At 73.0% G+C, this 19,556-nt stretch carries 23 protein-coding genes and 1 riboswitch; of the genes, 10 read left to right on the forward strand and 13 right to left on the reverse strand.

The genetic code is table 11. The features are described 5' to 3' along the window. Positions 1-5: 5 nt before the first annotated feature. Together E4P38_RS20825 and E4P38_RS20830 are read right to left on the reverse strand one after the other, a co-directional pair. Positions 6-299: an MGMT family protein gene (locus E4P38_RS20825; RefSeq protein WP_245161203.1), complete on the reverse strand. Its 294-nt coding sequence runs from the start codon at positions 297-299 to the stop codon at positions 6-8. A 31-nt stretch (positions 300-330) separates the two neighbouring features. Further along, positions 331-915, reverse strand: a complete 585-nt coding sequence (locus tag E4P38_RS20830) for a TIGR03086 family metal-binding protein (protein WP_135133902.1) — start codon at positions 913-915, stop codon at positions 331-333. A gap of 135 nt (positions 916-1,050) precedes the next feature. Here E4P38_RS20830 and E4P38_RS20835 point away from each other — a divergent pair, with 135 nt between their 5' ends. After that, positions 1,051-2,373: a low temperature requirement protein A gene (locus E4P38_RS20835; RefSeq protein WP_209309232.1), complete on the forward strand. Its 1,323-nt coding sequence runs from the start codon at positions 1,051-1,053 to the stop codon at positions 2,371-2,373. Positions 2,374-2,440: 67 nt separating this feature from the next. On the opposite strand, the gene moeZ is transcribed toward E4P38_RS20835, so the two are convergent. From moeZ to E4P38_RS20850, 3 genes are all read right to left on the reverse strand, one after another. Continuing rightward, positions 2,441-3,601 (reverse strand): adenylyltransferase/sulfurtransferase MoeZ, encoded by a 1,161-nt coding sequence (moeZ, locus tag E4P38_RS20840; RefSeq protein WP_135133903.1) that lies wholly within the window; start codon positions 3,599-3,601, stop codon positions 2,441-2,443. 264 nt (positions 3,602-3,865) lie between these two features. After that, positions 3,866-4,789, reverse strand: coding sequence for a DUF3152 domain-containing protein (locus tag E4P38_RS23945; RefSeq protein ID WP_280791101.1), 924 nt, complete (start codon positions 4,787-4,789; stop codon positions 3,866-3,868). 43 nt (positions 4,790-4,832) lie between these two features. Continuing rightward, a complete protein-coding gene (locus E4P38_RS20850; RefSeq protein ID WP_135133905.1) occupies positions 4,833-5,882 on the reverse strand; it encodes an alpha/beta hydrolase in 1,050 nt (349 codons plus the stop codon). 68 nt (positions 5,883-5,950) lie between these two features. On the opposite strand from E4P38_RS20850, the gene E4P38_RS20855 reads away from it, so the two are divergent. Continuing rightward, positions 5,951-6,598 carry a TetR/AcrR family transcriptional regulator gene (locus E4P38_RS20855; protein WP_135133906.1) on the forward strand — a complete coding sequence of 216 codons (648 nt, stop codon included), beginning with the start codon at positions 5,951-5,953 and terminating at the stop codon, positions 6,596-6,598. 98 nt (positions 6,599-6,696) lie between these two features. Then, a complete protein-coding gene (locus E4P38_RS20860; RefSeq protein WP_135133907.1) occupies positions 6,697-6,933 on the forward strand; it encodes a DUF3107 domain-containing protein in 237 nt (78 codons plus the stop codon). A 126-nt stretch (positions 6,934-7,059) separates the two neighbouring features. Here E4P38_RS20860 and E4P38_RS20865 read toward each other — a convergent pair whose 3' ends face one another. Continuing rightward, on the reverse strand, positions 7,060-7,716 hold the full coding sequence (locus E4P38_RS20865; protein WP_135133908.1) for a ferritin-like fold-containing protein: 657 nt from the start codon (positions 7,714-7,716) through the stop codon (positions 7,060-7,062). Between the two features lie 183 nt (positions 7,717-7,899). Between E4P38_RS20865 and E4P38_RS20870 the strand changes: the two genes are divergently transcribed. From E4P38_RS20870 to E4P38_RS20890, 5 genes are all read left to right on the forward strand, one after another. After that, entirely contained in the window at positions 7,900-9,810 is a 1,911-nt protein-coding gene (locus tag E4P38_RS20870) for a DEAD/DEAH box helicase (protein WP_245161204.1), read from the forward strand. A gap of 92 nt (positions 9,811-9,902) precedes the next feature. Beyond that, positions 9,903-11,015 carry a PQQ-binding-like beta-propeller repeat protein gene (locus E4P38_RS20875; RefSeq protein ID WP_245161207.1) on the forward strand — a complete coding sequence of 371 codons (1,113 nt, stop codon included), beginning with the start codon at positions 9,903-9,905 and terminating at the stop codon, positions 11,013-11,015. A gap of 70 nt (positions 11,016-11,085) precedes the next feature. After that, positions 11,086-11,150, forward strand: a riboswitch (guanidine-III (ykkC-III) riboswitch). A gap of 11 nt (positions 11,151-11,161) precedes the next feature. After that, complete coding sequence (locus E4P38_RS20880; RefSeq protein ID WP_209309235.1) at positions 11,162-11,476, forward strand: multidrug efflux SMR transporter; 315 nt, start codon at positions 11,162-11,164, stop codon at positions 11,474-11,476. A 64-nt stretch (positions 11,477-11,540) separates the two neighbouring features. Further along, positions 11,541-12,458: an alpha/beta hydrolase gene (locus E4P38_RS20885; RefSeq protein WP_135133911.1), complete on the forward strand. Its 918-nt coding sequence runs from the start codon at positions 11,541-11,543 to the stop codon at positions 12,456-12,458. Next, positions 12,455-13,306, forward strand: a complete 852-nt coding sequence (locus E4P38_RS20890; protein ID WP_135133912.1) for an oxygenase MpaB family protein — start codon at positions 12,455-12,457, stop codon at positions 13,304-13,306. Before E4P38_RS20885 ends, E4P38_RS20890 begins: the two co-directional genes overlap by 4 nt. A gap of 3 nt (positions 13,307-13,309) precedes the next feature. Here the strand turns inward: E4P38_RS20890 and E4P38_RS20895 are convergent, their stop codons facing one another. The 5 genes from E4P38_RS20895 to E4P38_RS20910 form a co-directional block, all read right to left on the reverse strand. Further along, positions 13,310-14,182, reverse strand: a complete 873-nt coding sequence (locus E4P38_RS20895) for a PD-(D/E)XK nuclease family protein (protein ID WP_245161205.1) — start codon at positions 14,180-14,182, stop codon at positions 13,310-13,312. A gap of 37 nt (positions 14,183-14,219) precedes the next feature. Beyond that, positions 14,220-15,077 (reverse strand): PHP domain-containing protein, encoded by an 858-nt coding sequence (locus E4P38_RS20900; RefSeq protein ID WP_135133913.1) that lies wholly within the window; start codon positions 15,075-15,077, stop codon positions 14,220-14,222. Positions 15,078-15,139: 62 nt separating this feature from the next. After that, complete coding sequence (locus tag E4P38_RS20905) at positions 15,140-15,790, reverse strand: PH domain-containing protein (RefSeq protein WP_135133914.1); 651 nt, start codon at positions 15,788-15,790, stop codon at positions 15,140-15,142. A 6-nt stretch (positions 15,791-15,796) separates the two neighbouring features. Then, positions 15,797-15,955, reverse strand: coding sequence for a hypothetical protein (locus E4P38_RS23070; protein ID WP_167760653.1), 159 nt, complete (start codon positions 15,953-15,955; stop codon positions 15,797-15,799). 163 nt (positions 15,956-16,118) lie between these two features. Then, positions 16,119-16,742: a DUF6758 family protein gene (locus E4P38_RS20910; protein ID WP_135133915.1), complete on the reverse strand. Its 624-nt coding sequence runs from the start codon at positions 16,740-16,742 to the stop codon at positions 16,119-16,121. Positions 16,743-16,853: 111 nt separating this feature from the next. Here E4P38_RS20910 and E4P38_RS20915 point away from each other — a divergent pair, with 111 nt between their 5' ends. After that, positions 16,854-17,312 (forward strand): NUDIX domain-containing protein, encoded by a 459-nt coding sequence (locus E4P38_RS20915; RefSeq protein WP_135133916.1) that lies wholly within the window; start codon positions 16,854-16,856, stop codon positions 17,310-17,312. 31 nt (positions 17,313-17,343) lie between these two features. On the opposite strand, the gene E4P38_RS20920 is transcribed toward E4P38_RS20915, so the two are convergent. Continuing rightward, positions 17,344-17,850, reverse strand: a complete 507-nt coding sequence (locus E4P38_RS20920) for a MaoC family dehydratase (protein WP_135133917.1) — start codon at positions 17,848-17,850, stop codon at positions 17,344-17,346. A 219-nt stretch (positions 17,851-18,069) separates the two neighbouring features. Next, the gene (locus E4P38_RS20925; RefSeq protein ID WP_135133918.1) at positions 18,070-18,363 is read right to left on the reverse strand and encodes a WXG100 family type VII secretion target; all 294 of its coding nucleotides are present in this window, start codon (positions 18,361-18,363) and stop codon (positions 18,070-18,072) included. A 151-nt stretch (positions 18,364-18,514) separates the two neighbouring features. Here E4P38_RS20925 and E4P38_RS20930 point away from each other — a divergent pair. After that, the coding region (locus E4P38_RS20930) for an FHA domain-containing protein (protein ID WP_135133919.1) at positions 18,515-19,556 on the forward strand (1,042 nt) is incomplete at its 3' end.

Genomic DNA, 19,556 nt, shown 5'->3' on the forward strand with positions numbered 1-19,556 from the left:
ACGCCTCAGTCGGGCCACCCCACCGCGGAAACATCCACCCGGCCGTTGCGCACCGGCACGCCCTCGGCGGCCAGCAGCTCGAGCTGCCGCACGCGCACCGGTTCTGCGGCGGAGCCGTCGGCGCGCACCACGCGGTACCAGGGCACTGCCCCGCCCCCGGCGGACAGCGCCCGCGCCACCCGGCGGGGCCCGACGCCGATCAGCCGGCCGATCGCGCCGTACGTGCTCACCCGGCCGGCCGGGATGCGCTCGACGACGTCGAACACCGCCTCGTCGACGTCGAGAACCGGATCGCTCACGCTCACATCGTCGTACAGGTGCCGGGAGTGGTCAGGGACGGCGGCCGTAGCGCGCCAGCAGCCGCACCAGGGGCGGGGCCGAGGCGGAGACCTCCAGCGGCGGGTCGAACAGCCCGGGGACGCCGTCCGCCGGGAGCCGTTCGGCGAAGACGAGACCCGCGGTGACGAGTTCGCCGTCCAGCTCGGTGTCGCCGTCGGTCGCCGACGCGAGGTCGTAGGAGTGGACGACCAGGTCTGCGGTCATCTCGAAGATGTACTCGGTGGCCGGCGTCGGCCCGCGCTCCAGGTGCACGGTGCGCATCAGTGCGTCGTCCTCGGCGAAGGCCGACAGCGCACCGTCGGCGGCGGTCTCCCAGCCGGTGAACGGGTCGTCGCCGAGCAGGTCGTCGGTGTCCTCGGGGAAGCGGCCGTCGATCAGGTCGAAGGGCTCCCCGGCGAGCAGCGGCGGCACCCACAGGGCCTCGTCCACCAGGTGCGCGACGAGGTCGGCGACGGTCCAGCCGGGGAGCGACTCGTCGTCCCACTGGTCCGGAGCCACGGCGTCCACCCGGTCGGTGAACTGCGCCTGGGCCCGCTGGAAGAGTTCGAGCAGCTCCACGGGTGAGAAGTCGGCCATGCCCGTCAGTGAACAGGGCGAGGGCCCGGCCCGCCTCCCTCGTCGCCGGTCCTCTTGCCGAACGGCGCCGGCAGGCCCTGAGATGACGGTCGTCGAGCAGCGGGGCAGCCCCGCCGGACCCGGAGAGGTGCATCCGTGACGGACACCGACGCAGTCAAGTCCCAACTGCGCGACGACCTCCGGCACCGCCTCCGACCGATGAGGGGGCGGGATCCTGACGAGCGGGGCCGGTCGGCGACCCCGCTCGAGCTGTTCTACGACCTGACCTACGTGGTCGCCTTCGGAGCCGCGGCGGCGCAGCTCGCCCACCACGTCATAGACGGCGAGGTGGGCCCGGCGATCGGCGCCTTTGCCTTCGCGATCTGGGCGGTGAGCTGGGCGTGGATGAACTTCACCTGGTTCGCCTCCGCCTATGGCAACGACGACGCCCTGTTCCGGATCGCGACCATCGTGCAGATGATCGGCGTCGTCATCCTGGCGCTGGGGCTGCCAGTGAGCTTCGACGCCGCCGCAGAGGGACACAGTCCCAACAATGCCTTGATGGTCGTCGGCTACGTGATCATGCGGGTCCCGCTCATCGGGCTGTGGCTCCGCGCTGCGCAGGAGGACCCGGCTCATCGGCGAACCGCTGTCGCGTACGCGATCATCATCGCGATCGCGCAAGTCGGTTGGGTGTTGACCACGGTGGTGCACCTGCCGGTGGGAGTCACCGTCGGCGCGCTGGTGGCACTGGCGCTGGCGGAGATGGTGGCCCCGGTCGTGGCGGAGCGGCGACTCGGGCCGGTGCCGTGGAACGCGGGGCACATCGCAGAGCGCTTCGCCCTGCTCACCCTCATCTGCCTGGGCGAGGTCGTCGCTGCGACGACGGGAGCGGTCGCCACTCTCACCGGCGCGCAGGGCTGGTCGGTCGCGGCCGCGGTGATCGCCGCGTCCGGGCTTCTGCTCGCCGCGGCGCTGTGGTGGGCCTACTTCCTGATCCCCTCGCGAGCGATCCTGGAGGAGTGGCCTGGTCGCACCGTCGCCTGGCGGTATGCCCACCTGCCGATCTTCGGCGCCATCGTCGCGGTAGGAGCAGGGCTCGAGGTCGCCGCGGCCGCCGTGGAGGAGGCGGACCTGTCGCTGCTGACGGTCTCCCTCGCCCTCGTCGTGCCCGTGGGCGCAGTCATCGTGACGATCTTCGCGACGTGGAGCGTGCTGATGCACTCCTACGACCTGACGCACGTGCCGCTGTTCCTGCTGTCGCTGGTGCCCTTGGCTGCGGCGCTCGCGGTCGGCCTCGCGGCAGGTCCCGACGACCCCGTCGGCTTCCATGGGTCGCCGGGGGACACCACCGCCCTGGTGGCGGTGATCGCGCTCGTCATGCTGTCGGCCGTGGTCGAGGTGGTCGGCCACGAGAAGGTGGGATACCCCCACACGATCCGGGTCATCGAGGCCAAGGCCTCAGCCCGACCGGGCTGAGCCGCCGGCGGCCGTTGACGACGACGGCCAGGTCGCCCCCGAGGGAGCGACCTGGCCGTCGGTCGTGTCAGTAGGTCGGGAGCGCCTTGTCGATGCGGGTGGCCCACGCCGTCACGCCGCCCTGGACGTGCACGGCGTCCTTGAAGCCGGCCTGCTTGACCGCGGCCAGCACCTCGGCCGAGCGGACGCCGGTCTTGCAGTGCAGCACGATCGGACGGTCCTGCGGCAGCTGCGCCAGCGCCCGGCCGGAGAGCAGCTCGTCCTTGGGGATGAGCTTGGCGCCGGGGATCGACACGATCTCGTACTCGTTGGGCTCACGGACGTCGATCAGCTCGAAGTCCTTGCCGGCGTCCATCATGTCCTTCAGCTCGTCGACGGTGATCGTCGAGCCCGCGGCGGCCTCCTGGGCCTCGACCGACACGACGCCGCAGAAGGCGTCGTAGTCGATGAGTTCGGTGATCGGCTCACCCTCGGGGTCCTTGCGCACCTTGATCGTGCGGAAGGTCATCTCGAGGGCGTCGTAGACCATGAGCCGACCGAGCAGCGTGTCACCGATGCCGGTGATCAGCTTGACCGCCTCGGTGGCCTGGATCGCGCCGATGGTCGCGCAGAGGACGCCGAGCACGCCGCCCTCGGCGCAGCTCGGGACCATGCCGGGCGGCGGGGGCACCGGGTAGAGGTCGCGGTAGTTCGGGCCGTGCTCGTTCCAGAAGACCGAGACCTGGCCGTCGAAGCGGTAGATCGAGCCCCAGACGTAGGGCTTGTCCAGCAGCACGCACGCGTCGTTGACCAGGTAGCGCGTGGCGAAGTTGTCGGTGCCGTCGACGATCAGGTCGTAGTCGGCGAAGATCTCCAGCACGTTCTCGCTGTCGAGCCGCGTCTCGTGCAGCCGGACGTCGATCAGCGGGTTGATCTCCTTGATGGAGTCGCGCGCGCTCTCGGCCTTGGACCGGCCGACGTCGGACTGCCCGTGGATGATCTGGCGCTGCAGGTTCGACTCGTCGACGGTGTCGAACTCGACGATGCCCAGCGTGCCGACGCCGGCCGCGGCGAGGTACATGAGGACGGGCGAGCCGAGCCCACCGGCGCCCACGGCGAGCACCTTGGCGTTCTTGAGCCGCTTCTGCCCGTCCATGCCGACGTCGGGGATGATCAGGTGGCGGCTGTAGCGGCGGACCTCCTCGATCGAGAGGTCGGCGGCGGGCTCCACCAGGGGTGGCAGGGACACGGGTTGCTCCTCTTGGATCCGACTACGGCCCACGCGGAGCCGTCGTTCACGCGAGTAACAGCGTCCCACCCGCACGGATTCCCGACTCGACCCGGTGTGGCCGAGGTGTGAGGGCCCGGAGGGTCCTCCCGCCGAGGCCACGTGGGCCGCCCTGCGAGGTGCGGTTCACGAGCGGAGGCCGAAGGCCTCCCTAGAGAACCGCAGAACGGGCTCAGCGCAGGTGGGGACGGCACCTGGCCGCGATCGGGAGCGCGGAGCGCGACCTCAAGGATAGGGCCACGCATTCTTCACGCAGCCGTCGAGGCCGAGGGTCTGCTGCTGCATGACCGGGGCGATCTCCCCGGTTCCCGGGCACGGCTCGTGGCCGTTGCCGAGCACGTGCCCGACCTCGTGGTTGATCACGTAGAGGCGGTAGGTCGCGATGTCGCCCTGGTAGTCCGGCACGGCCGTGGCCCAGCGGGCGAGGTTGATGGTGGCGCGGTCGCCGTAGCGGCAGGACGTGTATCCGCCAGTGCCGACGCCCGGGCAGTAGGTCTCCATGTTGCCGGGGCTGACCAGGCTCACCTTGAAGTCGAACTGCCCGGCGGCGGCCTCGGTGGCCCCGACCCGCTGGAAGGACATCCGGCCCTCGTTGCCCCAGGAGCGCGGGTCTCCGAGGGTCGACTCCACGGCGGCGGCGAACGCGGAGCCGTCGACGTCGATGCCGTCCTCCACCTCCACGATGAAGCGCTGCACCGGGCCACTGCCGTAGACCTGGGACGAGCCGTCGACCACGGACAGTGAGCCCTCCCCGACCTCGACGTAGGTCTCCTCGCCCACCACCTGGGGGGCCTGGCTCGGCCCGACGTCGCCCTGGGCCGGGGCGGTCGGCACGCTCTCGACCGTCGGCACGGGTACGGAGGTGGCCGCGGTCGGCGCGGCGGCGCCGGCGGTCTGGGTGCCGGGTGAGCTGAGCGCGAGGTCCACGAGGACGGCGATCGTGGCGATCGTCAGCAGCGGGACGGCGTATGCGCGCCAGCCGTACCGGAGGACGAAGCGGCGTACCCGCCCCGGGCGGCTGCGGTTCGCCCCGCGCTCGCGCGGGGGCGCCGGGAGCGCGGGGCGGGCGACGAGCGGACCGGGGCGTGCCGGTCGCGGACTGCCGGGCCTGGGGTCTGCACGGCGACCATCCGCCGGGCGTCCTCCCACTGGCCGCACTCCTGGTCCTCGTTCGTGCACGGGCGTCAGCGGGTCAGCGTCTCACGCTCCGTGGCGTGTCGACTGCAGCCTGGGGTTCCCGGCACGTTGCCTCGTCCATGGCCTCGACCATGCCCAGCACCGCCCGGGCGGTCGGCTCCGGCGCCTCGAGCATCGCCACGTGTCCCACGCCGTCGAGCACGAGCAGGCGGGAATCCGGGACGACATCGGCGAGCCGCGGCGCGAGGGCCGGGTCGACCAGCCGGTCCTTGCCGCCCCAGATCACCAGCGTCGGCCGGCTGATCACTCGCGCCGCCCGCCAGGCGTTGGCCGCGCCGACCCGCAGGTAGGACGTGATCAGCCCACGCATGCTGCGGGTGAGCGCGCGGTCGGCCCACGGCTGCTCGGACCGCTCGCGCATCTCCTGGACCGCCTGCTCCAGTCGCTCCGGCGGGACCCGGGACGGCTCGCCGAAGCACATCCGGACCATGGCCCGGACGCTTTGCTCCGGAGTGATGGCACCGATGCGGCGGGCGGCCAGGGAGGGGATTCCCGGAACCAGGAGCAGCAGCAGCGCCCGGTTGAAGGCCGGCGGAACCCGGTAGACGGGCATGGCCGGCGAGATCAGGGTCAACGACGCGACCAGGTCCGGACGGCGGCTCGCCACCAGCAGGCTCACCAGCCCGCCGAGGGAGTTGCCCAGGAGGTGCACCGGCCGGCCTTCGCCGTCCCCCGGCTGCCGCCGGACGTGCTCCAGGACGTCGATGACGGCGTGCACGTGCCCTCGGATCGAGTAGCGCCCGCGCGGCGGCGGCTGCGAGCGGCCGAAGCCGGGCAGGTCGACCGCCCAGCCGTCGAACCGAACGGCCAGCAGCGCGGCGAGGTCGGTCCAGTTCGTCGATGCCCCACCCAGTCCGTGCACGTACAGAGCGCGCTCCCGCGGGCCCGCGGTGCCGTCGACCTGCCCCGTCCACGGGGTCGCGCGGACGAACACCTCACCGCCGCGTACGGCGATCTGCTCTCCCGGCCACGGCGGGAGCACGGACTTCAGCGGCGGCAACGGCGTGGTGGAGGCGGCGGCCTGCGCTGCGAGAACTTCGGACATCCATTCGAAGGTAATCCCCGACCGGACGACGTGCGGTTGGGGAACCCGCCGGTAACATCCCTTCCGTCATGCAGCCGCCACGTCCCGCCGCCGTGAACAGCCGGCGCACCTCCCGCCTGCCGAGGGGTGCGCGCCGGCTGCAGCTGCTGCGTGCTGCACAGGACGTCTTCGTCGCCCAGGGCTTCCACGCCGCCGCGATGGACGACATCGCCGACCGCGCCGGGGTGAGCAAGCCGGTCCTCTACCAGCATTTCCCGGGCAAGCGGGAGCTGTACCTGGCGCTGCTCGAGGAGCACGTCTCCGAACTGGCCGCCCGCGTCGCCGAGGCCATGGGCAAGACCGACGACAACCGCGAGCGCGTGGACGGCGCCGTCGGTGCCTACTTCGACTTCATCGACGCCGAGGGCGAGGCCTTCCGCCTGGTCTTCGAGTCCGACCTGCGCAACGACGACGACGTCCGCGCCATCGTCGACCGCGGCACGCGCGTCTGCGTCGAGGCGATCGCCGGGGTGATCGCCGCCGACACCGGGGCCGACCCCGAGCGGGCGCTGCTGCTCGCCTCCGGGCTGACCGGGCTGGCCGAGACCAGCGCCCGGTGGTGGCTGCCGCGCAAGGGCACCGTGTCCCGGGACGAGGCGGTGTCCCTGATGTCGGCGCTGGCCTGGCGCGGCATCTCCGGCTTCCCCCGCGTCGACGGCGACCACACGTCGCACTGACCCTCGTTCGCTGACGGCGCACCCGTTCGACGGGTCCCGGCCGCGAGGCCTGGACTAGCGTTGGGGTCAGTCGCGCGAACCGAGGAGGCATCGCTTACGTGGAAGTCAAGATCGGTGTTCAGCACTCCCCCAGGGAGCTGGTCATCGACAGTCCCAAGACCCCTGAAGAGATCGCAGCCGATGTGTCGGCAGCCATGGCCGGCGGCACCAAGGACGGCCTGCTGACCCTGGTCGACGAGCGGGGTCGTCGCGTCGTCGTCCCTGTCGACCGGATCGCCTACGTCGAGATCGCGCAGCCCGACCAGCGCCGCGTGGGCTTCATCGCCGGCGCCTGACACAGAAACCAGCTCCACCGGGCCCTCCGGTGTGGGGGCCGGAGGCCTCCCGCCGGGGGGCCCTGTCACGCTCGGCGCAAGGGCGGAGGGCACCTGGCCGCGGTGTCGGCCTGGAGGCCGACGATGTTAGGGGTTCAGCCCGAGCGCCTTCATCCGCTTCGTGTGCGCGTCGGTGATCCGCTTGATCAGGCGGGCGACGCCGCCGAGGTCGCCGGTGCCGCTGATGATCAGCTCGGCCAGCCCGTCGTGCTCGGCGATGACCGCCTGCGACTGGGTCATCGCCTCCCCCACGAGGCGCCGTCCCCACAGGGACAGCCGTCCCGGCACCCGGCGGTCCGCCTTGATGGCGGCCCGGACCTCGCGGACGGCGAAGTCCGCGTGGCCGGTGTCGGCGAGCACCTCGAGGACCAGCGCGCGGTCGGGCTCGGGCAGGAACCCGGCGATCTCGCGGTAGAAGTCCGAGGCCAGTCCGTCACCGACGTAGGCCTTGACGAGTCCTTCCAGCCAGTTGCTCGGCTTGGTGCCCTCGTGGAACGAGTCGAGGGCGGAGACGAACGGGGCCATCGCCTGCTGCGGATCGACGCCGAGCTCGGTCAGCCGGTCGGTCAGCCGGCCGTGGTGGGTGATCTCCGCGGCCGCCATGCGCGCCAGAGCGGCCCGACCCCCGAGCGTCGGGGCCAGCCGGGCATCCTCGGCGAGCCGGTCGAAGGCGGTCAGCTCCGCGTACGCCAGCACCGCCAGCAGGTCGACGACCGCAGGACTGTCGACCGGGGGCACAGGCATCTCCAGGGAATCGGTGGGGCGGGCGCCGAGTGGACGGGGTGGCGTAGGTCACCCGGGAGCGCGGCGCGCAGAGGCTAACCGGTGGCCGCGCTAGGATGGGAATCGGCGAGCCGTCAGGCTCGCTGTGTATCTGTGCGCTGACGACCGCTGGACGACGCCCCGCTGGGGCTGTCTCCCGGGCCGATGTTCCTGACGCCCGGTTCTGCTGGCTGCGTTGGCGCTGGAACTGATCCCGCGACAACCGACCGGGACAGGTCCGCCGCAGCGGATCCCCGCCGCCGGACCCGGTCCCCCAGCAGACCAGAGGCGAGAGCACTGACCTCCAACGAGAACTTCCCCACGTCCACCGACGAAGCTCCCGCGACCGAAGCCGTCGCGCTCGAGCACGCGGAGACCGGCGCCCCCGCTCCCGAGGAGCTCGAGTCGCAGGTCGAGGAGCTCGGCGGCGCCCCCGTCGCGCCCGACAGCCCGCTGTTCAGCGACTTCGACGTGCACCCCGACATCGTCGCGGCACTGACCGACGCCGGGATCACCCGCACGTTCGCCATCCAGGAGCTCACGCTCCCGCTCGCCCTCGCCGGCCACGACCTCATCGGTCAGGCCCGCACCGGCACCGGCAAGACCCTCGGCTTCGGCGTCCCGATGCTGCAGCGGGTCGTGCCCCCGGCGGAGGGTGGCGACGGCGTCCCGCAGGCGCTGGTCGTCGTCCCCACCCGTGAGCTGTGCGTCCAGGTCTCCCGCGACCTCGCGACCGCCGGCGTCAAGCGCGGCATCCGCGTGCAGGCCATCTACGGCGGCCGGGCCTTCGAGCCGCAGGTGCAGTCGCTGCAGAACGGTGTCGAGATCGTCGTCGGCACCCCGGGCCGACTGCTCGACCTGGCTCAGCGGGGCGACCTGATCCTGGGCAAGGTCAAGGTCCTCGTCCTCGACGAGGCCGACGAGATGCTCGACCTGGGCTTCCTGCCCGACATCGAGCGGATCCTCGCGATGGTCCCCGACAAGCGTCAGACCATGCTGTTCTCGGCGACGATGCCCGGCCCGATCGTGACCCTGTCGCGGTCGTTCATGACCCAGCCGACGCACATCCGGGCCCACGGCAACGACGAGGGCTCGACCGTCCCGCAGACGACGCAGTTCATCTACCGGGCGCACAACCTGGACAAGCCCGAGCTGCTGTCCCGCGTGCTGCAGTCGCGGGACCGCGGCCTGGTGATGGTCTTCTGCCGCACCAAGCGCACCGCGCAGAAGGTCGCCGACGAGCTCGTCGACCGCGGGTTCGCCGCGGCCGCCGTGCACGGCGACCTCGGCCAGGGCGCCCGCGAGCAGGCGCTGCGCGCCTTCCGCAGCGGCAAGGTCGACGTCCTCGTCGCCACCGACGTCGCCGCCCGTGGCATCGACGTCACCGGCGTCAGCCACGTCGTGAACTACCAGTGCCCCGAGGACGAGAAGACCTACCTGCACCGGATCGGCCGCACGGGCCGGGCCGGCAGCGAGGGCGTCGCCGTCACGCTGGTGGACTGGGACGACATCCCCCGGTGGCAGCTGATCAACAAGGCGCTCGACCTGGACTTCGCCGAGCCGCCGGAGACCTACTCCACGTCGCCGTGGGTCTACACCGACCTGGACGTGCCGACGACGGCCACCGGCCGCCTGCCGCGTTCGCAGCGGACCCGCGAGGGTCTGGACGCCGAGACGCTCGAGGACCTGGGCGAGACCGGCAAGCGCAACCGCCCGACGCAGTCCGGCGGCCGCGACTCCGGCGGCCGCGACTCCGGTGGCCGCGACTCCGGTGGCCGCGACTCCGGTGGCCGCGACTCCGGTGGCCGCGACTCCGGCGGACGCGGCGACTCGCGTGGCCCGTCCGGCGGCCGGACCGGCGAGCGCTCCAGCGACTCCGAGGCCGGCGGCAAGAGCCGTCCGCGCCGCCGCACCCGGGGCACCGGGACGCCGTCCGCCGACGGCGAGACCTCCCCGGCTGCGTCCACCGGCGACGCGCCGTCCGAGGGTTCTGCGGAGGGTGGGGCTGCCAAGCCGCGCCGCCGTCGTCGTCGCGGGGGCGCCAACCGCGGTGGCGGCTCCGAGTCCGCCGCCTGATGAAGGACCCGCCTTCCCCCCACCCCTCGCTTCGCTCGGGGCGGGACCCTGAAGGCGGGCCGTTCCATCACCTCACCAGCCCACCCTTGCGGGTGCTCGTCTGGGCTGCGGCCACCGTCGTCCTGCTCCTCGTCGCGGTCCTGCTCTGGCGGGGCTCGGACGCGGCGGCGACGGAGAGCACGACCGCACCACCGGCCGACGTCCCCTCGGGGACGCCGGCCGGTGCCGTCTCCGAGACCTGGTCCGCCGACGGCGAGCTGCCGACCGGGACCGTCGTCCAGAGCGGCCGGGTCCTGGTCGGCTCGGCGCACGGGGTCCGCGCCCTCGACCCGCTCACCGGCGAGGAGGCGTGGCACTACACGCGCAGCAACGCGCGATTGTGCGGACTGACCGCCACCAACGGCCTCGCCGTGGCGGTGTTCGCCACCGCCGACCGCTGTGACGAGGCCGTCGCACTGAACGCCGGCACCGGTGTGCGCGCCTGGACCCGCAGCGTCCGCTTCGCCGACGACGCCACGCTGACCTCGACCGACCGCATCGTCCTGGCGAGCAACCCCACGGGGATCGTCACGATCGACCCGACCGGCGACAACATCCGCTGGCGGTACGCCGCGCCGGCCGGGTGCCGCTTCCTGGGAACGGCGGCGGGCAGCGCGGGGATCGCCGTCCTGCAGCGCTGCGCCGGAGCCACGCTGGCGCAGGTACGCCTGTTCGACGGCTTCAGCGGCGAGGCCCACTGGAGCCGCGACGTCGCGCTGCCCGAGGGCGGCGAGATCCGGCTGCTCGGGGCCGATGCTCTGCCGACACTGCTCGTGGACGGCGAGGTGCAGGCGCTCACCCCCGCGGACGGCACCGTCCTCGCCCGGCTGCCGGTGCCCGAGGGAGCCGACGTGCAGGTCGGGCCGGCCGGCACGGTCACGCTCGTCCGGGTGGACGGCCGACTGCTCGGGCTGGATGCCACCGGCGCAACGCTCTGGGACCTCCCCGCGCTCGGCCTGCCCGCTGCCCCGGGCATCGACAAGGACACCCGCGGCCCGGCCGCGTTGCTGGTGCCGGAGGACGGTGCGTTCGTGCAGCGCGATCCGACGACGGGGGCCGCACTCGGCCGCTCCGAGGCGGCGGACCTGCCGGAGGACGGCGTGGCGACGTCGATCGGACCGGTCGTCGTCCTCCGGCTTCCCGACCGGGTGCTCGGCTACCGCTGACCCCGGCCGCGCGCATGAGGGCTGGTGGCCGTTGTCACCACCTGGCCGGCACCGGATGTGCGACCGTAGGAATGGGTCTGAGACAGGACTCGCGGACGAGTGCGCCGTACCCGGACAGCGACAAGACGGCGTTCCAGGAGACCACCGTGTACTGGCTCGTCCTCATCCTCTCCGGCGTCCTCGAAGCTGTCTGGGCGACTGCCCTGAGCCGTTCGGAGGGCTTCACCCGCGTGGCGCCGACCATCGTCTTCGCGGTGAGCCTCGCCGCCAGCATGGCCGGTCTCGCCTACGCCATGCTCGGCCTGCCGATCGGCACGGCCTATGCCGTCTGGGTGGGCATCGGCGCCGTCCTGACCACCGGCTACGCCATGTGGGCAGGACAGGAGCCGGTGTCGGCCCTGCGGGTGCTGTTGCTCGCCGGCATCGTCGGCTGTGTCCTCGGGCTCGAGCTCACGCACTAGACCCAGCACCGGGTTCCGCACCCCGCCACGGCGCGACCGGCCGGAGCGAGGTTCACTGGGGCCCATGGTCCTGCCCGGTGGCCCCGACTACACCGTTCCCCTCGCGATCGCGCCCGACGACCTGCGGCAGCTCGCCGACCACGACGCCGAGCACCGCACCTTTTCCGGTCGCGCCGGCCCGCTGATCGGCCTGGACACCGGCGGGGAGGCCGTCCGCGGCACGGTGCTCATGGTGGCCGGGTACACGGGCAGCAAGGAGGACTTCGCTCCCCTGTTGGCGCCGCTGGCCGAGGCCGGGTACCGGGTGGTCGCCATCGACCAGCGCGGGCAGTACGAGTCCCCGGGCCCCGACGACCCCGCCGCCTACTCGGTCACCGAGCTCGGGGCCGACGTCCTCGAGGTGGCCCGCGTGCTGCGCGAGGAGACCGGCGATCCGCTGCACCTGCTCGGCCACAGCTTCGGGGGCCTGGTCACGCGTGCGTCGGTGCTCGCCGAACCCGGCTGGTTCACCTCGTTCACCCTGCTGGGCTCCGGACCCGCCCACCTCACCGGCCGCCGGGCGGACCTGCTCGACCATCTCGGCCCGCTCCTGGACGCCGGTGGCGTCCACCTGGTGCACGAGACACTCGAGCAGGTGGCGATGACCGACCCCAAGGCCCAGGCGGTGCCCGCGCCGACCCGCGAGTTCTACACCCGCCGCTTCCTGGCCAACTCCGAGGCGGGGCTGCGTGGCATGGCCGAGGCGATGCTGACCGAGCCGGACCGGGTGGCCGAGCTCGCGGCGACGGGCGTGCCGGTGCTGGTGGCGCACGGCGAGGCGGACGACGCCTGGCTGCCGCACGTGCAGGCCGACATGGCGGAGCGGCTCGGGGCCCGGCACGAGGTCATCAACAACTCGATCCACTCCCCCGCCGTCGAGAACCCGTCCCGGACGCTGGAGGTGCTGCTCGACTTCTGGGCCGGCGCCTCGGCCCGCTCATGACGTCGGACTGGACGCCCGAGGAAGACCGGCTCGGCTTCTTCGGCCCGGACAGCGTCACCTGGCGGATCCACTCCGACCCCACGTTCTCCGTCGGCGGCCTGCGCGCCCTGCTGCTGCAGGCGCTGCACCCGGTCGCGATGGACGGCGTGGCCCGGTTCTCCGGGGGCTTCCGGGACGAGCCGTGGCCACGGCTGATCCGCACCGCCACCTACGTCGACACGCTGACCTTCGGCACGCGCACCGAGGCCGCGCAGGCCGTGGCCCGGGTGCGCGGCATCCACCGCCGGCTGGGCGCGAAGGAGGAGACGACGGGCCGGACGTACCGTGTCGACGATCCCGACCTGCTGCTCTGGGTGCACTGCTGCGAGGTCGACTCGCTGCTGTCGGTCGCCCGCCGGGGCGGTCTGCCGCTGACCGACGAAGAGGCCGATCGGTACGTGGCCGAGCAGGTGTCGTCGGCGGCGCTGATCGGGGTCGCGGCCGAGGACGTGCCGGACTCCGTCGCCGCGCTCGCGACCTACTTCGAGACGGTGCAGCCCGCGCTGGCGGTGACGCCCGCCGCGCGGGACGCCTACCGGCTCATCCTGCTGCCGCCGATGCCGACCTGGGTGCGCTACCTGACGCCCGCGCAGCCGGCGTGGGGCGGGCTCGCGACGCTGGCGGTGGCCCTGCTGCCGCCGTGGGCGCGCCGGATGGTCTCGCTCCCCGGGCTCGGCCTGACCGACACCGCGGCAACGGGCGCGCTGAAGGCGTTCCGGCAGACGATGCTGCGGCTTCCCCAGCGCGCGCGTCGCTCGCCGATCGTCTGGGCCGGCTACGAGCGCGTGGCTCCGACACAGGCCGCCTGAACGTCAGCCCCGCGCGTCGTCGTCCTCGGCGAGGAAGCTCCAGGTCTCCCGCGCGGGGGTGGCGGCCTGGCCGGTCGGGCAGCTGGGACGGAAGTCGCACCAGCCGCACTGCCTGCCCGGGATCGCCGGGAAGGCGTCGTCGGGGTCTGCGCCCGCGGCCGCCCTCTCGGTGGCCGCGGTGATGTCGGTGGCGATGTCCTCGGCCCGGCGCACGTGGTTGGCCAGCGACCGGTCGGTGTGCTCGAAGGAGGCGACGGTGCCGCTGGGCAGGTGGTGCAGTTCCACGCGCGAGCACGGACGGCGCAGCGTGCGCCGGACGCCGAGCACGTACGCCGCGAGCGCCGGTGATCCGCGGGCCTCGTCGTCGGTGGAGGGCACGCGACCGGTCTTGTAGTCGACGATCACCAGTTCGTCGCCGCGCTGGTCGATCCGGTCGATCCGGCCCGACAGGGCCAGCCGCTCGGTGGTGGCGCCGACCGTCCGCTCGTTCCCGACCGGCTCGTCGGTGGGGTCGAGGGTGGCGACGTAGTCGGTGAGCCAGCCTGCCGCGCGGGCGCGCCACCGTTCGGACTGCTCGGCGTCGCGGAAGCCGTTCTGCGACCACCCGGCGTAGAGCAGCTGACGGGCGGCGCCGGTCGTGCGGCGCTCCACCGGGAGGTCCCACCAGGAGCGCAGGGCGGCGTGGACCGCGGATCCCACCGTGTTGTGGGCCCATGGCGGCCCCTTGGGCGGGGACGGCCGGTCGACGTAGGCGAACCGGTAGCGCCGCGGGCAGTCGGAGAACGCGGCGAGCTTGCTCGGCGTCGCGGAGAAGAGCCGCCGCGGCATGCCCGGCATCTCCAGCTGGGCGCTCGCCGTGCCTGTCCCGCCGTCCATACCGGTCACCGTAACGACGACGTCCGACAGTTCTCGGTCAGTCGCCGAACGGCACGCTGCCCGTGCCGGCCGACAGCAGAGCCTCGTACTGCTCCGGGTCGGTGGTGCAGACGCCGATCGACGTCGTCTTGTTGGTGCCGTGGTAGTCGCTGGAGCCGGTGGTGATCAACCCCAGCCTCCCCGCCAGGTCGCGCAGGTGCTCGCGCTGCTCGGCGGAGTGGTCCGGGTGGTCGACCTCGAGGCCGAGCAGCCCGGCGTCGGTCATGGCGGCGATCGCGTCGTCTCCGACCGTGCGCCCGCGCTTGGTGGCCAGCCCGTGAGCGAACACCGGCACACCGCCCGCGGCCCGGACCAGGCCGATGCCCTCGCGGACGTCGGTGTCGATCTTGGTGACGTAGTAAGGGCTGCGCGGGTGCAGGAGGGTGGCGAACGCATGGTCCACGGAGTCGACCACCCCGGCCTCGACCAGGGCCCGCGCGATGTGCGGGCGCCCCACGACACCGCCGTCCACGCGCTCGACGATCGAGTCCCAGCGGATGGGATAGCCCTCGGCCTCCAGCCGCAGGACGATCCGCTCCGCGCGCTCGAGCCGCTCGTCGCGCAGCCGGGCCCGCTCGGCGGCGAACGCCGGATGCGTGGGATCGAAGAGGTAGGCCAGCAGGTGCACGCTGATCGGATAGTCGCTGTCGGAGTACCAGCGGCAGGACATCTCCATCCCCGGCACGACCGTGAGCCCGCGCGGCCGGACGGCCTCGGCGATCGACCAGCCCGCGGTCGTGTCGTGGTCGGTCAGGGCGACGACGTCCAGACCCGCGGCCTGCGCGGTGGCGAGCAGGTCGGCGGGGCTCTCGGTGCCGTCGGAGACCGAGGAGTGGGTGTGCAGGTCGATCCGCATCACCGCTCAGACTGCCCCACCGGGCGTCCCGCCACCCGTCCGGACCGGGCGGGTGGCGGGGCTCACGCCTGTGGGGGCGGCAGCCCGGGGATCGGTTCGGTGTCGCGACGTTCGACGCCCGGTCCGCCGCGGCGTGCGCGCGGCGGCGGCGGATCGAGGTTGCCCTCGTCGTCCCCGGTCGAGGCGGACCCGCCCCAGTCGGTGCTGAACAGCAGGCCGCTCACCCGGCGGTAGAGGTCGTCGGCTCCTGGCAGGAACGTGATCTCCGAGAGTGCCTGCTGCTGGCCCGCCGACTCGAACCGGAACGTGCCGTAGCCCAGCACCTGCCCCAGCAGGGTCTCCTTCCAGGTGAGGTCGGTGATCCGGCGCAGTGGCAGCAAGGTGACCGTCCGGACGATGACGCCCGAGGTGAGCAGCACCCGCCGCGTGCTGACGATGAAGTGGCGCATCCACCACTCGCCCACCCGCAGCCCGTAGTAGACGAGCGCCCCGACCAGGACGATCAGTCCGGCCGAACTGCTGACCCGGTTGTCGGGGTCGAGCAGGAGCAGCCAGCCGCCGATCAGGAAGACGGGCAGGAACTTGAGGGTCGGCTCGATGAGCACCGCCCAGTGCCGGCGGGTGGCGACGACGGCCCGCTCCTCCGGGAGCAGGTACTTCTCCACGTCCTTGCGGGCGCGGGTGGGCAGCCCGGCCGGCTCGAGGACCGACACGACGGGTCAGACGAGCGAGCCGACGAAGTTCGCCAGGGACGACGCAGCGTCTCCGAGGGCCTCGCCGGCGTTCTTGACGATCTGGGCCGACTGCTCCGGCGCCTGGATGACGTAGAAGACGACGAATGCGACGACCAACCAGGTGACGACCTTCTTGAGGTTCACCGCCACCTCCACAGGTGCGCTCGAGCGGGGCAGGCTCCGATGATTCGAGCCTGCGAGTACAGGGTCCACCCGGTGGGGCGGACGGCTTCGTCCCATGGGTAACACAGGTCCCAGCCGCCTCATCGGCGACGCGCCGAGCACGAGAGAGCCCGTCGGGTTCCGGTTAGGACCCCGGCAGCAGGTGCTCGCTGGGTGGGCCCAGCGGCAGGTCGGGATAGATGCGGTCCCGCAGGTCGATCAGCTCCAGTTGCTCCGCCAGCAGCCAGGCGGCATTCATCGGCCACATGACGAGCCAGAGCCACACCCCGTAGGCCTCGCCGACGAACGCCGCCCGGTCGTCGGAGGTCGGGATGGCCCACAGCGGCGCGTGCTGGCCGGCCGCCTTGACGTCGACCGAGGACGGGCCGTCGATGACGTCGCCGGGGTCGAGGCCGGGGAGTCCGGCGTACCCGCAGCCCACGCCCGTGCCCGGTTCCTCGGCGACCAGCACGAGTTCCGCCGAGCCGCCCAGCGGCGCGGGGCCGGCGCAGTCGACGACGATCGCCCGGGCGCCGGGCTCTCCGCCCCAGGCCAGGCCGGTCACCGACCAGCCGGCCGGCATGGGGTCGGGCACCCACGCCGGGACCCGGGCGTCCGCGGTCACCGCGGACAGGGCGTCGTGGGCGACCAGGACCGTGTGATGCAGCGGCGTGACCGCGCCGTGCAGGTGGCACCACGCCTGCGCCGTCGCGCCCGGCCGCACCACCAGTTGCTCGCCGCAACGGGGGCAGACCGGCGACACGCTCATCGGGTGACACCGTCCTGTGACCGCACGAAATCGTCAAGCGGGACGCCCCGGGGCGCGTGCTTTTCGGAGGCGCGGCGTGGCTGAAGGCGTGGGATCCGTAGCGTGTCGCGCATGCCTCCCCCCGGCGCGGACCACCGTGCTGAGGACGCCGGTGAGGACACCGCGCCGCCGGTCGTCGTGCGGTGCGTCGGAGCGGTGGTGCACGACGCCGCCGGCCGCCTGCTGCTCATCCAGCGGGGCCACGACCCGCACCGGGGCCTCTGGTCGCTGCCCGGAGGGCGGATCGAGCCCGGAGAGTCGCCGGAGGAGGCCGTGGTGCGGGAAGTGCGCGAGGAGACCGGCCTGGAGGTGGTGCCCCGGCGACCGGTCGGACGCGTGACGATCCCCGGCGACCGCGTCGTGTTCGACGTCGTCGACTTCGCCTGCACGCTCACCGGCGCAGGGCAGAGCCCGGTCCCGGGTGACGACGCCGCCGCCAGCCTGTTCGCCGACGCCGCGACGCTCCAGGGGCTCCCCTGCACGCCGGGGCTCGTCGAGACCCTGCGCGGCTGGGGCGTCCTTCCCGGCTGACCGTCGCCGGACATGCCCGCCGGGCCGCGGCTCAGCGACGCGTGGGTTCCGGACGGCCCGGCTGCTCGCCGCCCCGGGCGTCGCCGTAGGAGCGCTTGGGCACCATCACCTTCCGGCGGAAGATGCAGACGATCGTGCCGTCCTGGTTGTAGCCGATGGTCTCGACGTAGACCACTCCGCGGTCGTCCTTGGACTTCGACTCGGTCTTGTCGAGGACGGTGGTCTCGCCATAGATCGTGTCGCCGTGGAAGGTCGGCGCGACGTGCCGCAGCGACTCGACCTCGAGGTTGGCGATCGCCTTGCCCGACACATCGGGGACGCTCATGCCGAGCAGCAGCGAGTAGATGTAGTTGCCCACCACCACGTTCTTGCCGAAGTCGGTGGTCTTCTCTGCGTAGTTCACATCCAGGTGCAGCGGGTGGTGGTTCATCGTGAGCAGGCAGAACAGGTGGTCGTCGTACTCGGTGACGGTCTTGCCGGGCCAGTGCTTGTAGACGGCCCCGACCTCGAACTCCTCGTAGTACCGACCGAACTGCATGTGCTCGCTCCCGACCTCGGCGCAGAAGACGGCTCACCGACGTACCTGAGCAGCCCGCCCCCAACCGCGGGGCCGACCGCCCACGACGAAGCGGCGGTGACCCGTCTGGACGGGCGTTGATCTTACGGACGGCCCGCGCGGACGCTTCCCGAGGCGTCCGAGCGACGACGCCGGCCCTCCCCGCGAGCCGCCCCGCGGTCCGCGGGGCGGCTCCCCGGGTCAGATCATCGAGCCGATGCGCGCCGCCATGTCCGCCTCGTGCTGCTGGTACGAGCTCGCCACGCTCGTGAGCAGCGTGCCCATGCCGGTCAGCGCGTCACTGACACCCTGCGCCGAGAGCCGCCACTGCTCGTAGAGCTCGGTGAACTGCACCGCGGCCTGGCTGTCGGTCCAGCCGTCGAGCACCGAGGTGTTGATGCCGCTGGACAGGCTGGCGTGCCGGGCTGCTGTGTCGGCAGCCTCGCTGCGGCACTGCCCGGCCATCATCTGCAGGGTTGCGATATCGACCTTCACGGGTCCTCCTCCGATCCGGGTCCCTCCCGGTCGCGGCGAACGCTAGGACGCCCCGCCCGGGTCGTCCCGGAGTTGTCCACAGGCTCCCGGTTGTCCACAGGTTCGCGGCTCGTGCCCTCCGGCCCCCGGCCTCGCCAGCCACGATGCCCCGGTGACCCACCCCCAGGTGACCGATGCGTCGCCGCCCGACACGGCGTCGCCGCACGCCCGGCGGACCTGGACGCTGTCCACCGGCGCACGGAGCGTCGACGTCGAGGTGAGCGCGGCAGACCGCGACCGGCTGTGCGACGTCCTGCCCTCGCTCGGGGCAGCGCTCGGGCGTCCGCCGGCGGGGCTGTGGTCCGCGTCGACCCGCCTGCCCGACGACCTCCCGCTGAGCGCCCCCCAACTGGCACACGGGGTGGTCCTCGGAGTCGACGGCCCCGTACCGGGGGCCGACCGGCGGGCTCGGTCGAGCGCTCTGGAGCTGCGCGTCGTCGGCGGTCCGGACGCGGGGCGGGCCGTCCCGCTCGGCCAGGGCCGGCACGTGGTGGGCCGTGGCAGCGACGTGAACGTGCGTCTCGACGACCCCGACGTGTCCCGGCGACACGTGGTGGTCCAGGTGGGCGGCGGGTCGATCACCGTCGCCGATCTCGGGTCCACCAACGGCAGCCGCCTCGACGACGACGAACTCGACGAGCAGCCGCGGAACTGGGCCACCGGAGCGATCCTGCGTCTGGGCGCGAGCTCGGTGACCGTCACCGGCCCCGGCGGCGCCGCCGCGGCGCTCGAACCCGGCCCGGCGGGCCGGATGCGGCTGCGCCCCACCCCGCGCATGAGCAGTCCCGCCCCGGAGATCGAGATCCCGTTCCCGCGCCCACCGGCTGCCCCGCCGCGCCGCCGCCTGGCCTGGGTGGCAGTGGCGCTTCCGGCGGTCGGCGGAGTGCTCATGGCGTGGTTGCTGCACACGCCCACGTTCCTGTTCTTCGCGCTGCTCAGTCCGATCGTCGCACTGGGCACCTGGCTCTCCGAGCGCTTCTCGGGCCGCCGGAGCGGGCGCCGGGACGCCGCCACCCACGCCGTCGAGGTGCTGGCCGCGGAGCGTGCGCTGGCCGACGCGGTGGCCACCGACGTCCGTGCGACGGAGACAGCCCGGCCCGACCTCGCCGCGCTCGCCGCCGCGGCGCGGCGGCGGACCCAGCTGTTGTGGAGCC

The sequence above is a fragment of the Blastococcus sp. CT_GayMR16 genome (assembly GCF_004570875.1).
In the GTDB taxonomy this organism is placed as follows: Bacteria; Actinomycetota; Actinomycetes; order Mycobacteriales; family Geodermatophilaceae; genus Blastococcus_B.

Excerpts from the sequence above, each read along its gene's own strand:
- E4P38_RS20850 (WP_135133905.1), bottom strand. The coding sequence starts at position 5,882 with ATGTCCGAAGTTCTCGCAGCGCAGGCCGCCGCCTCCACCACGCCGTTG.
- E4P38_RS20870 (WP_245161204.1), top strand. The coding sequence starts at position 7,900 with ATGTTCCTGACGCCCGGTTCTGCTGGCTGCGTTGGCGCTGGAACTGAT.
- E4P38_RS20915 (WP_135133916.1), top strand. The coding sequence starts at position 16,854 with ATGCCTCCCCCCGGCGCGGACCACCGTGCTGAGGACGCCGGTGAGGAC.
- E4P38_RS20830 (WP_135133902.1), bottom strand. The coding sequence starts at position 915 with ATGGCCGACTTCTCACCCGTGGAGCTGCTCGAACTCTTCCAGCGGGCC.
- E4P38_RS20865 (WP_135133908.1), bottom strand. The coding sequence starts at position 7,716 with ATGCCTGTGCCCCCGGTCGACAGTCCTGCGGTCGTCGACCTGCTGGCG.
- E4P38_RS20895 (WP_245161205.1), bottom strand. The coding sequence starts at position 14,182 with ATGGACGGCGGGACAGGCACGGCGAGCGCCCAGCTGGAGATGCCGGGC.
- E4P38_RS20855 (WP_135133906.1), top strand. The coding sequence starts at position 5,951 with ATGCAGCCGCCACGTCCCGCCGCCGTGAACAGCCGGCGCACCTCCCGC.
- E4P38_RS20910 (WP_135133915.1), bottom strand. The coding sequence starts at position 16,742 with ATGAGCGTGTCGCCGGTCTGCCCCCGTTGCGGCGAGCAACTGGTGGTG.
- E4P38_RS20900 (WP_135133913.1), bottom strand. The coding sequence starts at position 15,077 with ATGCGGATCGACCTGCACACCCACTCCTCGGTCTCCGACGGCACCGAG.
- E4P38_RS20920 (WP_135133917.1), bottom strand. The coding sequence starts at position 17,850 with ATGCAGTTCGGTCGGTACTACGAGGAGTTCGAGGTCGGGGCCGTCTAC.
- E4P38_RS20885 (WP_135133911.1), top strand. The coding sequence starts at position 11,541 with ATGGTCCTGCCCGGTGGCCCCGACTACACCGTTCCCCTCGCGATCGCG.
- E4P38_RS20890 (WP_135133912.1), top strand. The coding sequence starts at position 12,455 with ATGACGTCGGACTGGACGCCCGAGGAAGACCGGCTCGGCTTCTTCGGC.